Here is a 21,659-nt window from a genome sequence, read left to right as displayed (position 1 = left end):
ATTGCCAGCACCGCGCCGGCAGATAAAAACAGCCTGACCACAGGAAGCATTAGCACCAGTGATATCAGCAACAGTGCGCATGCGCAAGCTAGCAGCCATGGGGTTAGCATTTCTGGTGGCGGTGCTTTGCAACAGGGGAAATATGGCATCATAAAAAATATTGCTAAAAATGCTTTGAGTCATGGCAAAGCTAAGGATGCAGCAGAAGGGGAAACCAAATCTGCTATCAGTGATGGGAGTATCATCCTTACTGATATAACTGGATAGAGGGCGATGGGGCAAGATGCTGGACAAATCATTGATGCACTCAACCGCAACACCGCAGCAGCCCACCAAGCAGTAGAACAGCTAGATGTCGCACCGCTTGAGGGAGCCGTGCATAATCGCGTAGGTATGATCCAATGATTTATCGGATGAAGGATTGGGATACCTTGATAAAATTTATAAAATCACAAATGTCAAAGAGCACCCAGTAGGTGAGGTTGCGCATGATGAAAATGGCAATGTCCTCTATTTAACCGATGAAAATGGAGAACCTATAAAAGGCAATGATGGAAAATATATCACTCTGTATCACTTTTTAAAGCCAGAGGAAGAAAAGCATTTACAAAAAGGCCCTAATGGTGCTGTTTATATGTTCTACAATGGCATTTTTAATTCACCAGATGATGCTGCGGGTAATGCTGTCCAATTGGCTGTTAATAAAAAAGGCCCCCTTTATTTTACATACTTCCCCCAAGCTGACGATGCGCTAGTAGAGTTAGGGATAGCGTTTTATCAGAAGTTTTTTGAAGGGAGCACTTGGGGTTTGAGTAATTCGACGAAGAAATTCCAAGACTTTATCACTCGTTATGGCAATGACAAAGCGATTATTAGCATGCATAGCCGAGGTAGCTTTACAGGGGGCAATGGATTGCGTGACCTTAAAAATCGTGGCATCCATGGTATAGGAGAAAAAACAGATATCTATCTTTTTGGACCAGCTGATAACTCTCTATCGATAGCGAATGCATTCTATTATGTGAGTGATGGTAAAAAAGATCATGTTTATTTACAAAACCATGTATTTGATCCCATTGGTATAGGAATTGGTCATAATCCACCTACTGCTTATAAGGTACCCTTGAAGTTCTCTTATGTATTATTTCCATCAGCAATTCCAATGAGAGAGCAAGGGGGAGCTCTCATTGGCCATAACCCTAGTACCCATAATTGTTATGGTGATGCAAGTAAAGAGTGTAGTGGGCGCTATGGAACATATCATACAATAGCAGTTTATGCACCTCATGCAATTTTAGATAATTTAGGTTTAGGTAATTTATGGAGAAAAAAATGAATACACGGTTTAAATTATTCAGCGGGCTTATTCTGTTAAGTATCGCTGGATGTGACTCAAAGCCTCCTTCAAGATACTTTGTTATATGGCAAAAGCCAGATGCAGATTCTACTGAAGTAGCAAAAGCATTGTTAGAGTGTGGTAAGCCAACTCCTTATAATGCCGATACAGAAAATAGTGGATTAGGTTTCGGTGAATGGGCAATAATTCATACTTTTATGCTTCAATCTGGCTTCCACTATAGAAGTGAAAATGGAAAGTGGTGTGAAAATTGTCAAGATGATAGGATTCCGGTGTATCCTCTTAGTGGTTCTATCACGCCTCAACGAAGTGTTGAGAGACGCTTAAATAGCCCTTATTGTAAAAAGCATTCAGAACAACTTGAATGCAAACCTTAGGTCTTGCTTCAGCAGAGAAAGCTTTGAATTTACACCAAATAAAGCTCCAGGTTGATGAGCTTGAGAAAGCCTTGTCCGTTCTTACGTGACAAGGTTTTCTTTTTATGCCGCGTCGTTATAACGTTGCTGTTTTGCTTGCTCGATGACATTCAAAAGATCTGATTGTAACCAACGCGATAAAAAACCAAATTTTAGGGGTTTGGGGAGAGAGCCATTAGTTACATGACGGCGGAAAGTTGAGACACTCATATGAAGCAATTTTGCACTTTCACGGTCTGTTAAAAGAATATCATTTTTTGTCATTCTAAAATCCTTTCACTATAAAAAATGGTAACAAATCATAAGTATTTATTAACCATATCTTTGAATCATTGGAAAGGTATTTTATTTATAGAAAACAATATTTTATCATATAATTTCTAATGTGATACGTGATGAATCTTATTGAGAAAGCATGAGAGAAAAGAGAGAGAAAGTTATCCACAGATATGGGGTTATGCACCCCATATCTTAAGATTGATCTGTGACATAAGCCGCCCATTTATTCATATAGACACGGCGCTGTTCTAGATAGTCAGTACGACGATAGGAGCGCTCTACTTGCCCTCCGGCCGTATGACTGAGAATGGTTTCAGCGACCTCATAAGGGACATCGGTTGTTTCTGCTAGCCAATCGCGTAAACTAGAGCGAAAACCATGCGGGCAAGCTTCAATTTTATTTTTTCTCATATACGCCGCCATCATCGTATGTGAAAGAGGACCACGACCGGTAAAGATGAAATCACTTTTAGAGATACAGCGGGCTTGTTCAATTACTTTTATTGCTTCAGATGATAAGGGCACGCGAAACTCTGTTGTGGCATCACGCTTGCCTTTCATATTCTCAGCAGGGATTGTCCAGATATCATCTTCAATCTGATCTTCACGAATATGACGCAAAGGATTGCTACGAACCCCTGTAAGGATAAGTAGACGCAAAGCTAAATGTTTTATAGTTGTTGTTTTGCAGAGAAATTGGTAAAAAGCCGGCACATCTCTCCAATCCATGGCTGATAAGCTTTGTTTTTTATGACGTTGTTTGCCTAAGAGAGCACGTGCTTTTTCTACTGCTTGTAAATCAACATCTAACCCTAATGCAGCCGCATGTTTGAGACAAAGATTAAGACGCATCAGTGCTGTTCGAGCAGTTCCAGCTTTTGTATGCCAAATAGGGGCAAGGGTATCACGTATCTCTGTTTGTGTAATCTCTGAAACGGGGAGACAGCCTAATTTAGGGAGAATATGGAGGCGTAGATGTAAAAACCAATTACAAGCCTCACCATCATTTTTTAATTCAGCTTTACGGCTTTCAAAAGCATCTAGAGCAATATCTTTTAAATAATGGAGATTGCGCATTGCCTCACGCTTTTGTTTGTTGCGTTCTTTAATAGGGTCAGGCCCCTCACGTAAAACAGCACCCCACCCAATTGCCAATTCACGGGCTTGTTTTAAAGAAACATCTCGCAAGTCACCCAAGCCCATTTCGCGGCGCCGACCATGAATGGTATAACGATAAAGCCATTGAGCACCACCATCTTTACGTTTGTGAAGAAGCAAGCCGGCACCATCATTATATTTACCAGCTCCCAATGTTGCGACAACCCTTGGCACTTAAGACGATTCATAAGAACCATTTTTACTCCTTTCTTGTACAATTTTTACCCACACATCAACCCCGCTTGTGATGTGCAAGTAAGTGGTTTTGATTGATTCAAGATAAACAGATTTGAAATGAGAGAATCCTACGTTATTCGAGACTCTCATTCAACATACAAAACAGTGAATTATCATTATAATTCAATGCGTTGTTACAATCATAGACAGCGGTAAGCACGTCAGAAGAGGCAAAGGCTCTTTCAGAACAGACAAAGGATGCGTGTGATAAAGTTAAAGCATCCGTTTCCTCTGTTAAGATAGTTGCAGAAGCTGTTCAGAAGAAATCAGAGGAAGCCGAGAGAGTTGCACAGACAAGTAAGAGAGTCTGTGGAGAAGCCAAGCAACTTGCAACAGAAGCCAAAGACGCTTCCACTAATGCGCTTACCTCAGTCAATGATGTCAAGAATATTTCAGAAGAAGTGAAAGGTATTGCAGAAACGGCATTATCGACCGCGACCATAGCTAAACAGACTGGTGATGAGATCGGGCAAAAAGCTTTAGAAGCGTTAACGAAGTCGAGTGAAGCTAAGAGTTTAGCAGAAACAGCTCATAGCACAGCAGTAAGTTCACAGCAGACAGCCGCTGATGCAAAAGCGAAAGCCGAAAGTGTAGAGACAGTTGCTAATGCAGCGAAGACCACAGCAGAAGAAGCCAAGAGTGCAGCGGATAGAGCAACAGCGACGGCTCATCAAGCTCAACAGGATGCAGAGGAGGCTACAAAATTAGCTTCTGAAGCGAAAGCGGTAGCAGAGTCTGCGGCGCGTTCAGGAGAGATGGCAGGGCAGGTGTGTGGGGAAGCGGTGAAGGGCATAGCACAAGAGGCGAAGCGTAAAGCGGAAGAAGCAGAAAGAATTGCACAAGAATCTAAAGATGCTTTGGATGATGTAAAGCAAGTAGCTGATCGTGCGAAGTCGACGGCAGAAGAGGCAAAAAAGGTTTCTGAAAGCGCCCAGAAGAAGGCAGTACAGGTAGAGACAGTAGCGGATGAAGCCGAAAAAATAGCTAAAGAAGCCAAGGAGTCTGCTGGTTATGCAAGACATGATGCGACGCAAGCGCGCAATCAGGCAGAAAATGCAGAGAAAATAGCCTCGTCTGCGAGGAGTAGGGTTATCGATATCAACCAAGTAGTTGAGAATTTTAAAGCCCCCGTAAGTTTAGCGCGAATGTACTCAGACGAAGCCAAGAAAAAAGCCGAGTCGGCAGATTCACAAGCCTATCAAGCCAAGAGCGAAGCCGAAAAAGCCAAAGAAGTAGCCGATAGAGCGAAAAGGACAGCAGAAGAAGCCAAAAAAACAGCCGATACGACGAAACAAGAGCTTGGAGGTATCAAGAGTTCCCTAGCAACGGCAACAACAGCCCATACAGTAGCTTCACAGGCAAAAGCGCTAGCGGAAGAGGTAAACAATTTACTGAAACAGTCCAATTTAACGGTTTTTTCAATTTCCACACCGTTTCTTATTGCAACAGGGAAAAAACAGCTCACATTGAAGAAAGGAACGCGTATAACCTTGGCAAGAAAAACAAACGGCAAAAGCAAACAGAGCATGCTTTAAAGACAGCAACAACCCGTTTTGAGGTAGAAAATGAAGTTAATCGAAAAAGTGATGTTGGTGTGCGCTCTGAACTTTCTCCTTGGGGGGCGCAACAAATAGGTCTATTTTTTGTGGTGGCTGGTTGCCCATTTATTTGGATAATAAGGATGTTGAGGTCATCAGTTCCAACCTTGCAAGAGATATTTTGAAGCATAACAAGCAGAGGCACATTTATGTGGTTGGAAAGATGGTCAAGAAACGAAGCAGCAAAGATAAAGATCTTATCCTTCACGAGATGATAGAGACCTATCAAGGCTTAAAGATGATGTCACGCATCATGAAGTGGTTATTACTGATTATATTTGTGTTTATTCTCGATATTGCACGCCTTATAGATGCGCTAGATAATATCTTCTCACATTTAAAACAGTGTTTTTCAAAGAATTGAAGAACAGAATACTTGACTGTCTTGCTTTTATATTCCCAATAACAGCACTTGGAGATATAACTTGTACAAATGCATTCCCCCTAGAAAGACTTTCCTAATAACATTTTCCTTCTTGAGAAAAAACTTCTATGAAATGATTTGTATCAAGCAATGTATATGCAAAATCATCATCTATTTCAGCTATTAAATATAAATATATCTCATTAACACCATATGCTTTAAGGAATCTGGCATAATTACTTAATTCTGCAACGCCTGAATTTTTGTAATCTGCCGTGGGCTTTTTTAATTCTATTAAGACAACACATTTTTTTCTTCAGAGTCGAAATAGATAGCTATATCAGATCGGCTACATAATTCTGTTTTTTTCTTTCAGAATTAATAGATAACGAATCAACATTTGAAAGAAGTTCTTGTATTGTTTTCTCACTTTGTAAATGGTTATAACTCATAAATTTATCAGCTGTTTTTCCTTGGTGAATAAATAAATAAATTATGAATGTCTTTTTCTAAAGTTTTTGGTGTTAATAATTTAGAGAATTGATTCAAAATATCATCTCGGAACTGAATGTATTGTGTTAATTCTAAACTAGCAATTTTTTGTGCTTTTTGAATATTTTTTTCCGCGTTTTCAATAAATGAATTTTCTTTGAAGACGCCCCCAATTACATCTTTTGTATCTAGGAAGTCTACTAAATAAGGATATTCTTCAGCAATTTTTTTGAGAAGAGTGCTCTTTTTTTTCTTTAATTTCCGGAAATTGGCTGTTAATATTTTATTTAAAGTGTTTTTTAACGTTTGATTAATATCATCCCAAGTTAGTTGGGTTTCTAAGTCAGGATCTATTTTATTAATTTCAAACTCATTCCTTTCGTCGTTAACATACTTATCCAAAATAGGCGATTCTAATAAAAATATCATCATCACATTGTTTATTGGATTGATATTTATAAACTTTGAAAAAGGCATAACAGTACGATTATTAGCACAATAGTAAGCCTCTACTTTAGTTTTAGAATTTGTGTTCTCTTCAAAATAATAAGAAAGGCTGAAGGGAATATTTGAAAGACCGATTTTGAGAGTTTTATTTTCTAAGTAAGGTAAATCTTGCGTATTGATTGTTCTTTTCTCTAAGCTTTCTACATTATGTACATAAAAGTTAATTTGGATATTTTCATCTTTCTTTTAAAAAAGTAAAGGAAGAAGATGATAGTAAATTTCATTATGAACTAGGTTTATATCTAACACATTTTGTTTATAAGATCCTTCAAAAGATAAATGTGTATTCCACCATTTATCTTTTTCGCCATTTTCTTTTTTAAAAGAATCTTGTGTAAACTGTTGAGTGAAATTCAGTGAAATTTGAGCATGATGTTCATCTTTGCTAAAAATAATGATTTTAACTTCTTCGAATATTTTCAAGTAAGTAATACGTCTAACCCCTTTACATCCTTCTTGAATTTTATAATCACTTTTATAAGTAGAGAAAGATTTGATATTCTCTTTTGTAAATCCATCTCCATTATCAAAAACACTTATAGAAAAAATTGGTTGATTCTCCCACAAATCTGCATTGCCATAAAGTTGGAATAAAATATCAATTTTTGTTGCATGAGCTTGTATAAAGTTAACGATAGATTCCTTAAGAACTGTAACGATATTCGTTTATGAAGAAAGATCGCGGATTATAGCATTAAGATTGACAAGCATAAGTACACCAATATATTTTATTTATATATCTCGTTGTAATATTTAAATTTTATAATGATATTAAACACACTATTCCTGATGAAAAGTTAATAATTTCTCGCCATAAGAGATATTGTATATGCTTGATAACGGTTTTTGTATAGAGATATTGGACAAGATCTCCACACACTAAAAATAAAGACTAACCAAAATTTGAAAAACTTTATTAGAATCAGAATAAAATACTTATTCTTTCTAAAGGATTTTTTAAATGTTACCCCCTTTGGTAAAACTTTATGCAAACTTCGTATTGATCACTCAGAACGCCTCTTAGATATGGCTAAGAAATTAGATATATCTGTATCATTTTTATCTTCTGTAGAAATTGGCAAAAAATCTGTTCCTGTAGGACTGGAGGAAAAGATAATTGAACTCTATGCTTTAGATTAAGAGAAGGCTTTACTCTTAAGAAAAGAAGCTTATGTTTGACGCAAAAGTTTTACAATCAAGACTTCTGATCCGTTGAGGCGTGAAGCTGTTGGTGAGTTTGTTAGAAATTTAGAGAATTTTTCACAACAAAACTTAGCAGAATTAAAAGATGTTCTTGAGAAAGTTTGCAAAAAAAGAGGCGTTCTATAGAGATAGGTTGAAAAATCCTATTCCCCTAACTTTATTTAGGCATCCCTTATCTTTAAAAAAATATATGAAGAATCAAAAACTTAATAGGAATATAAAACAGAATGGTGGGCGATGAGAGACTCGAACTCCCGACATCCTCGGTGTAAACGAGGCGCTCTACCAGCTGAGCTAATCGCCCAATGCAATGATCAGCAATTGAATGGAGACTATTTAAGGAAGAATTTTTCTAAACGCAAGAATAAAGATGAGATTTGATAATTTTTTTTAAAAATGCATAATCCTTCTTGACATAAACGCATGAACCCCTTACACGACCGCTTGTACCAAATTAATATTGGTTCGAAAAAAATGCGCGGGTGTAGCTCAGTTGGTTAGAGTGCTGGCCTGTCACGCCGGAGGTCGCGGGTTCGAGCCCCGTCACTCGCGCCATTTCATGATTCCTTATGAAATTTCCTTTATTAAAATATCCATATGCTATGAGTAATGTGGTGGAGTATTTGATTGGGGAATAAATATATTTTTTCTTTCTTTTTATATGGTTTATAAGATATAGGGCTTGCGTCTTTCTTTGCTCTGCGTTACCTATGCCGATAAGAAAAGTATCGCTCTGTATGCCTTTGAAGCAGTATGAATAGAGTTAATAGAGCGATTGTTAAATTTGTCTGTTTAGTCTCGCAATATTGAATCATTGTGTTAAACTCAGGCATTTCGTTATGATGGAAGAGGGTTATGGCTTATTTATTGAGCTCTTATTTACCGGTCTTGATCTTTATTATTGTTTCGGCAGTTATTGCTGGAGCTTTATTGATTATGCCTTACATTGTAGCATATCGTTCCCCCGATCCTGAAAAGTTATCGGCTTATGAATGTGGGTTTAATTCATTTAGTGATGCTCGCATGAAGTTTGATATTCGTTTCTATTTGGTATCAATTTTATTTATTATTTTTGATCTTGAAGTTGCTTTTCTTTTTCCTTGGGCTGTTTCATTCGAATCAATAGGTATGTTTGGCTTTTGGTCGATGATTGTGTTTTTAGCGATTTTGACTATTGGATTTATATATGAATGGAAAAAAGGAGCTCTTGAATGGAATTAAGATCTAATAATTCAACGATTGAGGCTCCAAAACCAAAAGGAATCATTGATCCAAATACTGGTGGGCTAATAGGATCTGACGATAAGTTTTTTCGTGATATCAATGCTGAATTATCAGATAAGGGGTTTTTAGTTACCTCGGCAGATGCTTTGATTACTTGGGCACGTACCGGTTCTTTAATGTGGATGAGTTTTGGTTTGGCTTGTTGTGCTATCGAAATGATGCAATGCTCAATGCCTCATTATGATAATGAGCGTTTTGGATATGCACCACGAGCTTCACCCCGCCAGTCAGATGTGATGGTGGTGGCAGGTACTCTAACAAATAAGATGGCTCCTGCTTTAAGAAAAGTGTATGATCAGATGCCAGAGCCGCGTTATGTGATTTCTATGGGATCATGTGCAAATGGTGGGGGATATTATCATTATTCCTATTCAGTGGTGCGTGGCTGTGATCGTATTGTGCCTGTCGATATTTATGTTCCAGGGTGTCCACCGACAGCAGAGGCATTATTATACGGCATATTATTGTTACAGAAAAAAATCCGTCGTACCGGATCCATAGAGCGATAGAGAGTTTTCTTGTCATGATGAATGAATCATTGGTTGAACTTGCGGCTTATTTGGAAAATAAGTTAGGAAATAAGCTTGAAGAGACTGTTCTTGCTTTTGGTGAATTGACTATTGTGGCACATCTTGATGCAATTATCGATGTCTTAATGTTTGTTCGTGATGATTCTCGCTGTCAATTTATTAATCTCACAGACATTAGTGGTGTGGATTATCCTTCCCGCGATAAGCGCTTTGATGTTTCTTACCAATTATTATCCCCTCGTGAGAATTTACGCTTACGTGTAAAAGTTCGTACGGATGAAAATACTCCCGTTGCTTCAGCTTGTACGGTTTATCCTGGTGCAGAGTGGTATGAACGTGAAACGTATGATATGTATGGGATTTTATTTTCAGGACATCCGGATTTAAGACGGATTTTAACAGATTATGGTTTTGAAGGATATCCTTTACGTAAAGACTTTCCTGTGACAGGATTTGTTGAATGCCGTTATGATAATGAAGCAAAGAGGGTGATTTATGAGCCTGTTGTTTTGCGCCAAGAGATGCGTAATTTTGATTTTCTTTCTCCTTGGGAAGGAGGACAATATATTTTACCGTGTGATGAAAAAGCAGACGGTAAAAAATGATATTGGTTTTGATAAGGCGTTCTATTAGAATAGCATATTTTTAAAATAATTAATGTTTTTAATATGATAGATTTTTTTAATATTTGATATGAAGTTTTTAAAAAAGCAAGGGGTTGATTGTGGCTGAGGTCAATGTTCGAAACTTTAATATCAATTTTGGTCCGCAGCATCCTGCCGCGCATGGGGTTTTGCGCATGGTTCTGGAGCTGGACGGTGAAGTTGTTGAGCGTGTAGATCCACATATTGGGTTGTTGCATCGCGGTACTGAAAAATTAATGGAAACAAAGACTTATCTCCAAGCGGGTCCTTATCTAGATCGTTTGGATTATGTTGCTCCTATGAATCAGGAACATGCTTTTGTTCTTGCTATTGAAAAGTTATTAGATATAAAAGTTCCTAAAAGAGGGCAATTAATACGTGTTTTGTTTTCTGAAATTGGGCGTATTCTTAATCATTTGCTTAATGTAACGACACAGGCAATGGATGTTGGTGCTTTAACACCACCGCTTTGGGGATTTGAGCAACGTGAAAGATTGATGATTTTTTATGAGCGTGCCTGTGGTGCTCGTCTTCATGCAAATTATTTTCGCCCCGGTGGCGTGCATCAAGATTTACCAGAATCTTTAGTTGAGGATATTGGTGATTTTATTGATCCATTTCTTGTTTCTCTCGGAAAACTTGATGCGCTTGTGACCCCAAATCGAATTTTTAAGCAGCGTAATGTGGATATTGGCATTGTAAGTATTGATGAAGCTTGGGCACGCGGTTTTTCTGGGGTTATGATTCGTGGAGCTGGTGTTCCATGGGATTTGCGTAAAAGTCAGCCTTATGAATGTTACGATGAAATGGAATTCGATATTCCTATAGGTAAAAATAGTGATTGTTATGATCGCTATCTTATTCGTATGGAAGAAATGCGTCAATCAGCTAAAATTATGCGTCAATGCGTAGAACGGTTACTGGGGACTGAAAAGAATGGACCAGTTTCGAGTTTGGATCGCAAAATTGTACCACCAAAGCGGAGCGAAATGAAAAGCTCAATGGAGGCACTGATTCATCACTTTAAACTCTATACGGAAGGGTTTCACACGCCCCCTGGAGAAGTGTATGTTGCTGTAGAGGCTCCAAAGGGTGAGTTTGGTGTTTATCTTGTTTCTGATGGAACCAATAAGCCTTATCGTGTCAAGTTGCGTGCTCCTGGATTTGCTCATCTCCAAGCTATGGATTTTTTAACCCGAGGCCATATGTTGGCGGATGCTACAGCTATTTTGGGTTCGATTGATATTGTTTTTGGGGAGGTTGATCGCTAATGTCCGTACGCCGTCTTGCAGATGATATCTATCAGCCCGCAGAGTTTTCTTTTACAAAAGAAAATCAAATATGGGTAAAAAATACTATAGAAAAGTATCCTGTCGGGCGTGAGCAATCAGCTGTCATTCCATTATTAATGCGTGCACAAGAGCAAGATGGTTGGGTGACACGTGCTGCAATTGAACATATCGCTCAAATTCTTTCTATGGCATATATCCGTGTCTTAGAAGTTGCTACTTTTTATACTCAGTTTCAGCTTAAGCCTGTTGGAACAAAAGCGCATATTCAAGTTTGTGGAACAACGCCTTGTATGTTACGTGGTTCTGATGAATTGATTAAAGTTTGTCAGAAAAAAATTCATCACGAACCTTTTACGACAAATCAGGATGGAACATTGTCATGGGAAGAGGTGGAGTGTCTTGGTGCTTGTGTTAATGCTCCCATGGTTATGATTTTTAAAGATACTTACGAAGATCTTACAGCTGAACGCCTTGAAGAGATTATCGATGCATTTGAGGCAGGAAAGGGTCCTGAGATAGCTGTTGGTCCGCAAAATAGTCGTAAATCGTCGGAGCCAATTAGTGGTTTAACATCTCTTCTTGATGATGAAGAAAAAAGTAAATCTCTCAAGGGATCAAAGAAAAAGGATAATAAGGGAATGGAATCTTAGTAAAATTCTTTTTTGAAAAGATATTCCATTATGTCACTCATTTATAACAACATTTGATTAAAAGTAGAAAGTTTCAAGATTTTTTTTAAATTGCATTTGAGGAAAAGCTAAAAATGCTACGGGCAATAGAAAAAAAAGGTGGGGTATGCTAGCTGATAAAGATCGTATCTTCACCAATATTTATGGTTTAAAAGACAAATCATTAAAGGCTGCGATGTCGCGTGGACATTGGAATGGTTTGAAAGGGATTATTGACAAAGGTCGTGACTGGATTATTGATGAGGTGAAGGCGTCGGGTTTACGCGGTCGTGGTGGTGCTGGTTTTCCTACCGGAATGAAATGGTCCTTTATGCCCAAGCAGAGTGATGGGCGTCCTCATTATTTGGTTGTCAATGCTGATGAATCAGAGCCTGGGACATGTAAAGACCGTGATATTTTACGGCATGATCCCCATACTTTGATTGAAGGATGTGCAATTGCTACTTTTGCTATGGGAGCCAATGTTGCTTTTATTTATATTCGTGGTGAATATATTCGTGAGCGTGAAGCGCTACAAGCTGCCGTTGATGAATGTTATGATGCAGGTTTGCTTGGCAAAAAAACAAAATATGGGCATGCTTGCGATATTATCATTCATCATGGAGCCGGTGCTTATATTTGTGGTGAAGAAACGGCCCTTCTTGAAAGTCTTGAGGGAAAAAAGGGACAACCTCGGCTTAAACCACCATTTCCTGCTAATATGGGGATTTATGGTTGTCCAACAACAGTCAACAATGTAGAGTCCATTGCCGTTGTTCCAACAATTTTGCGGCGGGGAGCTTCGTGGTTTTCATCAATTGGGCGGGCGAATAATGTTGGCACAAAATTATTTATGGTTTCAGGGCATGTTAACGCCCCTTGTACATTTGAAGACGCTCTTGGTGTTTCATTCCGTGAATTGATTGAAAAACATACGGGTGGTATTCGTGGTGGATGGAATAATCTTTTAGCAGTTATTCCAGGGGGGGCTTCTTGTCCAGTCGTCCGTGGTGAGGATATGATCGATGCGATCATGGATTTTGATGGGATGCGAGATGTCGGGTCTTCTTTTGGCACAGGGGGAATGATTGTTATGGATAAATCAACCGATATTATCAAAGCAGTTTGGCGTATAGCTGTTTTTTTTAAGCACGAGAGTTGTGGTCAGTGTACACCGTGTCGTGAGGGGACGGGTTGGATGATGCGTCTTTTAGGACGTATGGTTGAGGGAAGAGCGCAAAAACGCGAGATTGATCTTTTATTTGAGGTTTCTCAACAAGTTGAAGGGCATACTATCTGTGCTCTTGGCGATGCTGCAGCGTGGCCTGTACAAGGGCTGATTCGTAATTTCCGTCCAGAAATTGAACGTAGAATTGATGAATATACGCGAAATGTCGTCCAAAGAAAAAATATTGCTTTGGAAGTCGTGGGATAGAAAATTTTTTAAAGAGCAACCGAATGCAAATTTTAAGTGGATTATCCGCAGGTTGGATGGGTGATGATAAATATCAAAGTTGATGGCAAAGAGATTGAAGTTCCTGATTACTACACGCTGCTTCAGGCTGCCGAGGCAGCTGGGGCAGAAATACCACGTTTTTGTTTTCATGAATCTTTGTCAATTGCTGGAAATTGTCGCATGTGTTTGGTTGAGGTTAAGGGTGGTCCTCCAAAACCTCAGGCTTCTTGTGCTATGGGGGTTCGTGATTTACGGTTAGGACCTAACGGTGAAGCGCCTGAGATTTTTACCAATACGGAGATGGTAAAAAAAGCACGTGAAGGTGTTATGGAATTCCTTCTCATTAATCATCCTTTGGATTGTCCAGTGTGTGATCAAGGGGGAGAGTGTGATCTTCAAGATCAAGCAATGCTTTATGGACGAGATTGTTCTCGTTATACAGAAAATAAACGTGCTGTAGAAGATAAATATATTGGACCTCTTGTCAAAACTGTTATGACACGGTGTATTCATTGTACACGATGTGTTCGTTTTACAACGGAAGTTGCAGGTATTTCTGAGCTTGGTTTGATCGGTCGTGGTGAAGATGCTGAAATTACGACGTATCTTGAAAAAGCTATGACATCTGAATTACAGGGAAATGTTATTGATCTTTGTCCAGTGGGGGCTTTAACCTCAAAACCTTATGTATTTCATGCCCGTCCGTGGGAATTGGTCAAAACGGAATCGATTGATGTGATGGATGCGCTTGGTAGTGCTATCCGTATTGATAGCCGCGGTCGTGAAGTTATGCGGATTATGCCGCGCACGAATGAAGATGTAAATGAGGAATGGATCTCTGATAAAACGCGTTTTATTTGGGATGGATTACGGACTCAGCGGCTTGATAGGCCATATGTACGCAAAGATGGAAAGCTTCAACCTGTCAGTTGGACAGAAGCTTTTGCAAAAATTAAAATGGTGATCTCTAAAATTTTTCCAGAAAAAATTGGAGCCATTGCTGGAGATCTTGCTTCTGTTGAAGAAATGTACGCCCTTAAGGCATTATTGAGTTCGTTGGGCTCAACGCTCTTTGATTGTCGCCAAAGAGGGGTTGCTTTATCGCCTGAGTTTGGGCGTTCGAGTTATATTTTTAATCCTACAATTGCAGGTATTGAACAGGCTGATGCTCTGCTTATTGTGGGATCTAATCCACGTCATGAAGCGGCTGTTTTAAATGCACGCATTTTAAAGCGCCAACGAATAGGAAATTTTCCTATTGCATTAATTGGAGAGAAAGTTGATTTACGTTATCCTTATTCTTACCTTGGATCTGGAAGTGATACATTAACGACACTTATTCGGGGAGAGGATGCTTTTTTAAATGTCTTAAGAGAAGCAAAGAGGCCCCTTATTCTTATTGGAGAGGGAGCAATTTCAGGAAATGAAGGTTTACCTGTTTTAAAAAATCTTGCTAAATTAGCGGATGATATAGGTGCTCTTAGTGAGACATGGAATGGATTTGGAGTTCTTCATAATGCAGCATCAACTGTTGGAGGGTTGGATATAGGCTTTACTTCTAAGCTTGGGGTTGCCAATATTCTAAAAACCTGTGAAATTTTATTTCTACTTGGTGCTGATGAAGTAGAATTAGCTGATACAAAAGCTTTTATAGTTTATATTGGTAGCCATGGTGACAATGGTGCGCATGCTGCTGATGTTATTTTGCCTGCATCTGCTTATACTGAAAAATCAGGGCTTTATGTAAATACAGAAGGGCGTGTTCAAATGACAAATCGGGCTGGTTTTGCTCCAGGTGAAGCAAAAGAAGATTGGGCTATTTTACGTGCTTTATCGGATGTTTTAGGACAAAGGCTTCCTTTTGATTCTCTTTCTCAATTAAGACAATGTTTGTTTAATGATTATCCACATCTTTGTGCCGTTGATGATATAGTGCCTTCTGATATAAGTAATCTTAAGGTGCTTGGTTCAAAAATGGTTTCTCTAGAGAGTCAAACATTTACTTCTATGATTAAAGACTTTTATTTGACAAATCCGATAGCACGTGCTTCTGCCGTTATGGCTGAATGTTCATCTCTTGCAAAAAACCGTGTTACGCAAACTGTAGAGTAAAGGCAAAGGAAAAGGAATAATGATGTATGATTTCTTTATGACTTGGCTGTTGCCATTACTTATTATCGTTGGAAAAACACTGCTTCTTTTAGTCGTTCTTTTGATCTTAGTTGCTTATCTTCTTTACGCAGATAGAAAAATTTGGGCAGCGGTACAATTGCGTCGTGGACCAAACGTTGTTGGCCCATGGGGTTTGTTACAGTCTTTTGCAGATTTAATTAAATTTGTTGTTAAGGAGCCTATTATCCCTGCAGGTGCAAATAAGGGTGTTTTTCTTTTAGCTCCTTTTGTTTCAGCGACACTTGCTTTATCAACTTGGGCTGTTATTCCTGTCAATGAGGGCTGGGAGGTTGCAAAGATTAATGTTGGCTTGCTTTATATTTTAGCCATTTCATCTCTTGAAGTTTATGGTGTTATTATGGGGGGATGGGCATCAAATTCAAAATATCCTTTCTTAGGAGCTCTTCGTTCGGCGGCACAAATGGTTTCTTATGAAGTTTCCATTGGTTTTGTGCTTGTGAGTGTCATTTTAATAAGTGGTTCGTTAGATCTCACAACAATTGTTTTTAAACAAACGCACGGGCTTGGTACAACTCTTGGTCTTCCTTTTAACAGTTTTCTCGATTGGAATTGGTTGGTCCTTTTTCCAATGTTTATTATATTTTTTATTTCTGCGCTTGCAGAGACAAACCGTCCTCCGTTCGATTTGGTGGAAGCAGAATCTGAACTTGTTGCTGGTCATATGGTTGAATATTCTTCAACGCCTTACATGCTCTTCTTTCTAGGTGAATATGTTGCGATTGTTTTAATGTGCGCATTAACAACCATTCTATTTCTGGGCGGTTGGCTGCCTCCTTTAGATGTTTGGTGGCTTAATTGGGTTCCTGGTATCATTTGGTTTGTTTTAAAAGTCTGTTTTGTATTTTTTTGGTTTGCTATGGTTAAAGCTTTTGTTCCACGTTATCGCTATGATCAGCTCATGCGGCTTGGTTGGAAGGTTTTTCTTCCTCTCTCACTAGCAATGGTTGTGATAACTGCTTCTTTTTTAAAATTTACGGATTTCGTTTAAGAGGAGATTTTACGATGTCAGGTTTCATTCAGGCGGCAAAGTCACTTCTTCTATTGGAATTCGTGAGTGCTTTTTTCTTAGCTATGCGTCAATTTTTTTCACCAAAGCCCACAATTAATTATCCTTATGAAAAAGGTTTTGTATCTGGCCGTTTCCGTGGTGAGCATGCATTGCGTCGCTATCCAAATGGTGAAGAACGGTGTATTGCTTGTAAATTATGTGAAGCAATTTGCCCTGCACAAGCGATTACAATTGAGGCAGGTCCGCGGCGTAATGATGGTACACGGAGAACTGTCCGTTATGATATCGATATGGTTAAGTGTATCTACTGCGGTTTTTGTCAAGAAGCGTGTCCGGTAGAAGCTATTGTTGAGGGACCAAATTTTGAATTTGCAACAGAAACACGTGAAGAACTCTATTATGATAAAGAAAAACTTTTAATGAATGGAGATCGTTGGGAGCGAGAAATTGCTCGAAATATATTGATGGATGCACCTTATCGTTAAGTGTATCATTAAATGAGGTGTCGGATAGTTTTCCGATAAATTGTAATCTGGTATGAAGTTTATACCAATTGTTTGAATAATTAAGGAGAAGCCTATGCTAACAGATCTAGCGGCGGCATTTTTCTATTTGTTTGCTTTTATTATGCTAACAAGTGCAGTTATTGTTATTACAGCACGCAATCCAGTGCATTCTGTTTTGTTTTTAATCCTCGCATTTTTTAATGCTGCGGCTTTATTTTTACTTGCAGGAGCAGAGTTTTTAGGACTTATTCTGCTTGTTGTTTATGTTGGAGCTGTCGCTGTTTTATTTTTATTTGTCGTTATGATGCTTGATGTCGATTTTGCTGAGTTAAAGAGTGGAACTCTTCGGTATGCTCCTATTGGAGCTCTTATTGGCGTTATTATCGCTGTAGAATTGATTGTTGTTTTTGTAAGTAGCTATTTTTCTCCAGTCTTGAGAGCGCATGTTACGCAACCAATGCCTGATTTAGCGCAGCGAACAAATACACAGGCATTAGGAGATATTCTCTATACGGATTATGTTTTCTATTTTCAAATTGCTGGAATAATTTTATTGGTTGCAATGATTGGTGCTATTGTTTTAACACTTCGTCATAAATTAGGAGTAAAGAGGCAATCTATTGCAGAGCAAGTTTCTAGAACGGTAGAAAGTGCCATTGAAATCAAGCAAGTTGAATCAGGAAAAGGTATTTAAGGGGGGCTATATAGATGTATATTGATATTACGCATTATCTCACAGTTTCTGCTTTGATGTTTACAATTGGTATTGCTGGAATTTTTCTCAACAGAAAAAATGTGATTATTATCTTGATGTCTATTGAGCTTATATTACTCTCAGTTAATCTTAATTTTGTTGCATTTTCAGCGTTTCTTCATGATCTCGTTGGGCAGATATTTGCTCTATTTGTCTTAACCGTAGCAGCTGCTGAAGCTGCCATTGGTTTAGCAATTCTTGTCGTTTTTTTCCGTAATCGTGGTTCCATTGCGGTTGAAGATGTTAATGTAATGAAAGGCTAACCAGTGATGTATTATACGATTGTCTTTCTTCCGCTTTTGGGTTTTCTCATTGCTGCACTAGGTGGGAAAACGATAGGAGATCGTGCGAGTGAATTAATAACATGTAGCTTTATGGTGATTGTTGCCATATTGTCGTGGGTGGCTTTTTTTAGTATTGCACTTGGTCATACTCCAGTGATTGATGTATTGGTACTACATTGGATGACTGTTGGTGACTTAAGCTTTAACTGGGCTTTACATATTGATACATTAACAGCAGTCATGCTTATTGTTGTAAACAGTGTTTCGGCATTAGTGCATATTTATTCAATTGGTTATATGCATCATGACCCCTCAAGGTCACGTTTTTTTTCTTATCTTTCTTTGTTTACATTTATGATGCTTATGTTAGTGACCTCCAATAATTTGATCCAAATGTTTTTTGGATGGGAAGGTGTAGGACTTGCTTCTTATCTGTTAATTGGTTTTTGGTTTCAACGCGATTCTGCTAATAAGGCTGCAATGAAAGCTTTTGTCGTCAATCGTGTTGGAGACTTTGGTTTTCTTTTAGGAATATTTAGTATTTTTGTTTTATTTCAATCGGTTGATTTTAGCTCTATTTTTGCAAAAGCTGCAAACAATAGCTTTATACAAAATATGACATTTTTAGGTTGGCAGTTTGATGGACAGATGGCAATTACCATTACATGTCTTTTATTATTTATTGGTGCGATGGGAAAATCCGCACAATTTCTTTTACATACTTGGCTTCCTGATGCAATGGAAGGGCCAACCCCTGTATCAGCACTTATTCATGCAGCGACAATGGTAACGGCTGGTGTTTTTATGGTTGCACGTATGTCGCCAATTTTTGAACTTTCTTCAACTGCTTTGACAGTGATTATTATTATTGGAGCAACAACGGCATTTTTTGCAGCAACTGTGGGGTTAGTGCAGAATGATATTAAGCGTGTTATTGCTTATTCTACATGTTCTCAACTTGGTTATATGTTTGTTGCATTAGGTGTTGGAGCTTATGGAGCTGCTGTCTTTCATCTTTTTACGCATGCTTTTTTTAAAGCCTTATTGTTTCTTGGGGCGGGCTCTGTCATTCATGCTGTATCTGATGAACAAGATATGCGAAAAATGGGTGGGTTACGCAAACATATAAAGGTCACCTATTGGATGATGATGGTCGGGACCATTGCATTGACCGGTGTTGGCGTTCCTGGAACACTTTTCGGGACTGCGGGTTTTTTCTCAAAAGATGCGATTATAGAGTCTGCTTTTGCATCCCATAATATTGCTTCAGAGTATGCTTTTTATCTTCTTGTTTTTGCAGCCTTATTAACAAGCTTTTATTCATGGCGGCTTATCTTTATGACGTTCCATGGAAAACCACGAGCAACTGTTGATGTTATGCATCATGTACATGAATCGCCCCCAGTGATGTTGATCCCTCTCTTTATTTTATCTATTGGAGCAATATTTGCTGGTGTTATTTTCCAACCTTATTTTTTTGGTGATTTATACGATACTTTTTGGAAGGGAGCATTGTTTACAAGCAGCCACAATCATATCCTTCATGATGCCCACCATGTTTTTAATTGGGTAAAGTGGTCGCCTTTTATAGCAATGATTCTTGGGTTTATGTTGGCTTATTTATTTTATATTGCGGCTCCCTCTCTTCCCAAGAAAATGGCGCGTATTATGCCAGGAGTGTATCACTTTCTTTACCAAAAGTGGTATTTCGATCAATTATATAACTTTTTATTTGTTCGTCCTACCTTTAGAATTGGTTCTTTTCTTTGGAAAGTGGGAGACGGTAAGATTATTGATGGTCTAGGTCCCAATGGTATTGCAGCGCGTGTTGTTGATATTACAAATAGAGTTGTTCGAATGCAAACAGGCTATCTTTACCACTATGCATTTGCAATGCTTATCGGCGTTGCATTGCTCATTACATGGATGATGATCGGGGGCGTAAACTAATGACCGATTGGCCTATTCTTTCTACGGTTACATTTTTGCCGCTTGTTGGTGTTCTTCTGATTTTGTTTATCAAAGATGATAGTGAAGTAGCACGCCATAATATACGTAATGTTGCATTTTTTACGACTCTATTTGTTTTTATTATTTCTTTAATTATTTGGATAGGATTTGATTCTAGCAACCAAAATTTTCAAATGGTTGAAAAATCCAGTTGGTTAGGGGGTGGTATTAGCTATCATATGGGGGTCGATGGTATTTCTATTCTTTTTGTTGTTCTCTCGGCTTTTCTTTTGCCTTTCTGTATTTTAGCAAGTTGGAAGAATGTTAAAGAGAGATTAAAAGCCTATATGATTGCGTTTCTTCTTCTAGAAGTTGCGATTATTGGTGTTTTTTGTGCTCTTGATGCAATGCTATTCTATGTTTTTTTTGAAGGCAGCCTCATTCCAATGTTTATCATTATAGGTGTATGGGGAGGAGCACGTCGTGTTTATGCAAGTATAAAGTTTTTCTTATATACTTTACTTGGTTCAGTGCTTATGCTGGTTGCTCTTATGGTTATGTATTGGGAGGCTGGGACACTTGATATACCAACTTTACTCAATTATCAGTTTCCTGTTCATATGCAAATATGGTTGTGGCTTGCATTTTTTGCTTCTTTCGCAGTTAAAATGCCAATGTGGCCAGTTCATACATGGCTCCCTGATGCTCACGTAGAAGCACCGACGGCAGGTTCTGTTATTTTAGCTGGTGTCTTACTTAAATTAGGTGGGTATGGTTTTCTTCGTTTTTCTTTACCAATGTTTCCTATCGCTTCAGCAGATTTTGCGCCTTTTGTTTTCACATTATCGCTTATCGCTATTATTTATACATCACTGGTTGCACTTGTTCAAAGTGACATCAAAAAACTTATTGCATATTCCTCAATAGCGCATATGGGATATGTAACGATGGGTATTTTTGCTGCGAATGAACAGGGGATACAAGGGGCTATTTATCAGATGCTATCCCATGGAATTGTTTCAGCAGCATTGTTTCTTTGTGTTGGTGTTATCTATGATCGCTTGCATACACGTGAAATTTCAGCGTTTGGTGGTTTAGTGAATAATATGCCTAAATATGCTGTTGTTTTCTTAATTTTCACCATGGCAAATGTTGGTTTGCCTGGAAGCTCAGGGTTTTTGGGTGAATTTTTAACCTTAATAGGTGTTTTTCAAGTAAATAAATTGGTTGTTGTTTTAGCAACAACAGGTGTTATCTTATCGGCAGCCTATGCTCTTTATCTTTATCGGCGTGTGATTTTTGGTTCCTTGGATAAAGAGAATTTAAAAGTATTAATAGATCTTTCTTTAAGAGAAAAATTCCTCCTTTATCCAATGGTTATTCTTACAATATTCTTTGGTATCTATCCAACGCCTATTCTTAAGGCAACGGCGTTTTCCGTAGAAACCCTCATCAATAAACTGCACTAGATAAGGGAA

The 21,659-nt window shown here is 38.4% G+C and carries 21 protein-coding genes, 2 tRNA genes and 3 pseudogenes; 21 read left to right on the top strand and 5 right to left on the bottom strand.

Features of this window, described 5'->3' with window-relative positions; genetic code table 11:
- The 4 genes and pseudogenes from ACFIN0_RS03615 to ACFIN0_RS03600 all read left to right on the top strand — a co-directional run.
- Positions 1-267 (top strand): annotated as a pseudogene (locus ACFIN0_RS03615) (filamentous hemagglutinin); the annotation flags it as partial.
- 6 nt (positions 268-273) lie between these two features.
- Positions 274-405 carry a hypothetical protein gene (locus tag ACFIN0_RS03610; RefSeq protein ID WP_375701933.1) on the top strand — a complete coding sequence of 44 codons (132 nt, stop codon included), beginning with the start codon at positions 274-276 and terminating at the stop codon, positions 403-405.
- Positions 406-421: 16 nt separating this feature from the next.
- Complete coding sequence (locus ACFIN0_RS03605; RefSeq protein WP_375701932.1) at positions 422-1,336, top strand: hypothetical protein; 915 nt, start codon at positions 422-424, stop codon at positions 1,334-1,336.
- Entirely contained in the window at positions 1,333-1,734 is a 402-nt protein-coding gene (locus tag ACFIN0_RS03600) for a hypothetical protein (RefSeq protein ID WP_375611048.1), read from the top strand. The genes ACFIN0_RS03605 and ACFIN0_RS03600 overlap by 4 nt, the downstream gene beginning before the upstream one ends.
- Positions 1,735-1,836: 102 nt before the next feature.
- Here the strand turns inward: ACFIN0_RS03600 and ACFIN0_RS03595 are convergent, their stop codons facing one another.
- Positions 1,837-2,037: a helix-turn-helix transcriptional regulator gene (locus ACFIN0_RS03595; protein WP_375606826.1), complete on the bottom strand. Its 201-nt coding sequence runs from the start codon at positions 2,035-2,037 to the stop codon at positions 1,837-1,839.
- Between the two features lie 207 nt (positions 2,038-2,244).
- Positions 2,245-3,407 (bottom strand): annotated as a pseudogene (locus ACFIN0_RS03590) (tyrosine-type recombinase/integrase).
- Positions 3,408-3,848: 441 nt separating this feature from the next.
- Between ACFIN0_RS03590 and ACFIN0_RS03585 the strand changes: the two are divergent.
- Both ACFIN0_RS03585 and ACFIN0_RS03580 read left to right on the top strand, forming a co-directional pair.
- Positions 3,849-4,982: an alanine-zipper protein gene (locus tag ACFIN0_RS03585; RefSeq protein ID WP_375701931.1), complete on the top strand. Its 1,134-nt coding sequence runs from the start codon at positions 3,849-3,851 to the stop codon at positions 4,980-4,982.
- Between the two features lie 214 nt (positions 4,983-5,196).
- Entirely contained in the window at positions 5,197-5,409 is a 213-nt protein-coding gene (locus ACFIN0_RS03580; protein ID WP_375606919.1) for a hypothetical protein, read from the top strand.
- Positions 5,410-5,868: 459 nt separating this feature from the next.
- On the opposite strand, the gene ACFIN0_RS03575 is transcribed toward ACFIN0_RS03580, so the two are convergent.
- On the bottom strand, positions 5,869-6,378 hold the full coding sequence (locus tag ACFIN0_RS03575) for a hypothetical protein (protein ID WP_375701930.1): 510 nt from the start codon (positions 6,376-6,378) through the stop codon (positions 5,869-5,871).
- Positions 6,379-6,594: 216 nt separating this feature from the next.
- Positions 6,595-7,068 (bottom strand): ATP-binding protein, encoded by a 474-nt coding sequence (locus ACFIN0_RS03570; protein ID WP_375701935.1) that lies wholly within the window; start codon positions 7,066-7,068, stop codon positions 6,595-6,597.
- A gap of 267 nt (positions 7,069-7,335) precedes the next feature.
- Here ACFIN0_RS03570 and ACFIN0_RS03565 point away from each other — a divergent pair.
- A pseudogene (locus ACFIN0_RS03565) lies at positions 7,336-7,737 on the top strand (XRE family transcriptional regulator).
- 102 nt (positions 7,738-7,839) lie between these two features.
- On the opposite strand, the gene ACFIN0_RS03560 reads toward ACFIN0_RS03565, so the two are convergent.
- Positions 7,840-7,915 (bottom strand) — tRNA-Val (locus ACFIN0_RS03560).
- 174 nt (positions 7,916-8,089) lie between these two features.
- Here ACFIN0_RS03560 and ACFIN0_RS03555 point away from each other — a divergent pair.
- The 14 genes from ACFIN0_RS03555 (at position 8,090) to ACFIN0_RS03490 (ending at position 21,650) form a co-directional block, all read left to right on the top strand.
- Positions 8,090-8,166, top strand: a tRNA-Asp gene (locus ACFIN0_RS03555).
- 300 nt (positions 8,167-8,466) lie between these two features.
- Entirely contained in the window at positions 8,467-8,832 is a 366-nt protein-coding gene (locus ACFIN0_RS03550) for an NADH-quinone oxidoreductase subunit A (RefSeq protein WP_375606830.1), read from the top strand.
- Positions 8,823-9,404: a NuoB/complex I 20 kDa subunit family protein gene (locus ACFIN0_RS03545; RefSeq protein ID WP_375606831.1), complete on the top strand. Its 582-nt coding sequence runs from the start codon at positions 8,823-8,825 to the stop codon at positions 9,402-9,404. The genes ACFIN0_RS03550 and ACFIN0_RS03545 overlap by 10 nt, the downstream gene beginning before the upstream one ends.
- 17 nt (positions 9,405-9,421) lie before the next feature.
- Positions 9,422-10,030 (top strand): NADH-quinone oxidoreductase subunit C, encoded by a 609-nt coding sequence (locus ACFIN0_RS03540; protein WP_375701934.1) that lies wholly within the window; start codon positions 9,422-9,424, stop codon positions 10,028-10,030.
- Between the two features lie 119 nt (positions 10,031-10,149).
- A complete protein-coding gene (locus ACFIN0_RS03535) occupies positions 10,150-11,340 on the top strand; it encodes an NADH-quinone oxidoreductase subunit D (protein WP_375610344.1) in 1,191 nt (396 codons plus the stop codon).
- Entirely contained in the window at positions 11,340-12,011 is a 672-nt protein-coding gene (gene nuoE, locus ACFIN0_RS03530) for an NADH-quinone oxidoreductase subunit NuoE (protein ID WP_375606833.1), read from the top strand. Before ACFIN0_RS03535 ends, nuoE begins: the two co-directional genes overlap by 1 nt.
- Before the next feature lie 145 nt (positions 12,012-12,156).
- The gene (nuoF, locus tag ACFIN0_RS03525; RefSeq protein WP_375701929.1) at positions 12,157-13,464 is read left to right on the top strand and encodes an NADH-quinone oxidoreductase subunit NuoF; all 1,308 of its coding nucleotides are present in this window, start codon (positions 12,157-12,159) and stop codon (positions 13,462-13,464) included.
- A 63-nt stretch (positions 13,465-13,527) separates the two neighbouring features.
- Positions 13,528-15,597 carry an NADH-quinone oxidoreductase subunit NuoG gene (nuoG, locus tag ACFIN0_RS03520; protein ID WP_375701928.1) on the top strand — a complete coding sequence of 690 codons (2,070 nt, stop codon included), beginning with the start codon at positions 13,528-13,530 and terminating at the stop codon, positions 15,595-15,597.
- A gap of 22 nt (positions 15,598-15,619) precedes the next feature.
- Positions 15,620-16,666: an NADH-quinone oxidoreductase subunit NuoH gene (gene nuoH / locus ACFIN0_RS03515; protein ID WP_375606922.1), complete on the top strand. Its 1,047-nt coding sequence runs from the start codon at positions 15,620-15,622 to the stop codon at positions 16,664-16,666.
- Between the two features lie 14 nt (positions 16,667-16,680).
- Positions 16,681-17,172, top strand: coding sequence for an NADH-quinone oxidoreductase subunit NuoI (gene nuoI / locus ACFIN0_RS03510; RefSeq protein WP_375606836.1), 492 nt, complete (start codon positions 16,681-16,683; stop codon positions 17,170-17,172).
- 94 nt (positions 17,173-17,266) lie between these two features.
- A complete protein-coding gene (locus tag ACFIN0_RS03505; RefSeq protein WP_375608285.1) occupies positions 17,267-17,887 on the top strand; it encodes an NADH-quinone oxidoreductase subunit J in 621 nt (206 codons plus the stop codon).
- Positions 17,888-17,901: 14 nt separating this feature from the next.
- Entirely contained in the window at positions 17,902-18,210 is a 309-nt protein-coding gene (gene nuoK, locus ACFIN0_RS03500; RefSeq protein ID WP_015856359.1) for an NADH-quinone oxidoreductase subunit NuoK, read from the top strand.
- Between the two features lie 6 nt (positions 18,211-18,216).
- A complete protein-coding gene (gene nuoL, locus ACFIN0_RS03495; protein WP_375610345.1) occupies positions 18,217-20,181 on the top strand; it encodes an NADH-quinone oxidoreductase subunit L in 1,965 nt (654 codons plus the stop codon).
- Positions 20,181-21,650: an NADH-quinone oxidoreductase subunit M gene (locus ACFIN0_RS03490; RefSeq protein WP_375701927.1), complete on the top strand. Its 1,470-nt coding sequence runs from the start codon at positions 20,181-20,183 to the stop codon at positions 21,648-21,650. The genes nuoL and ACFIN0_RS03490 overlap by 1 nt, the downstream gene beginning before the upstream one ends.
- Positions 21,651-21,659 lie beyond the last annotated feature (9 nt).

Source organism: Bartonella sp. AA89HNZF (assembly GCF_042196905.1).
Taxonomy (GTDB): Bacteria; Pseudomonadota; Alphaproteobacteria; order Rhizobiales; family Rhizobiaceae; genus Bartonella.
The sequence above is the reverse complement of the archived record's forward strand: the minus strand, read 5'-3'. Positions and strand labels throughout refer to the sequence as shown.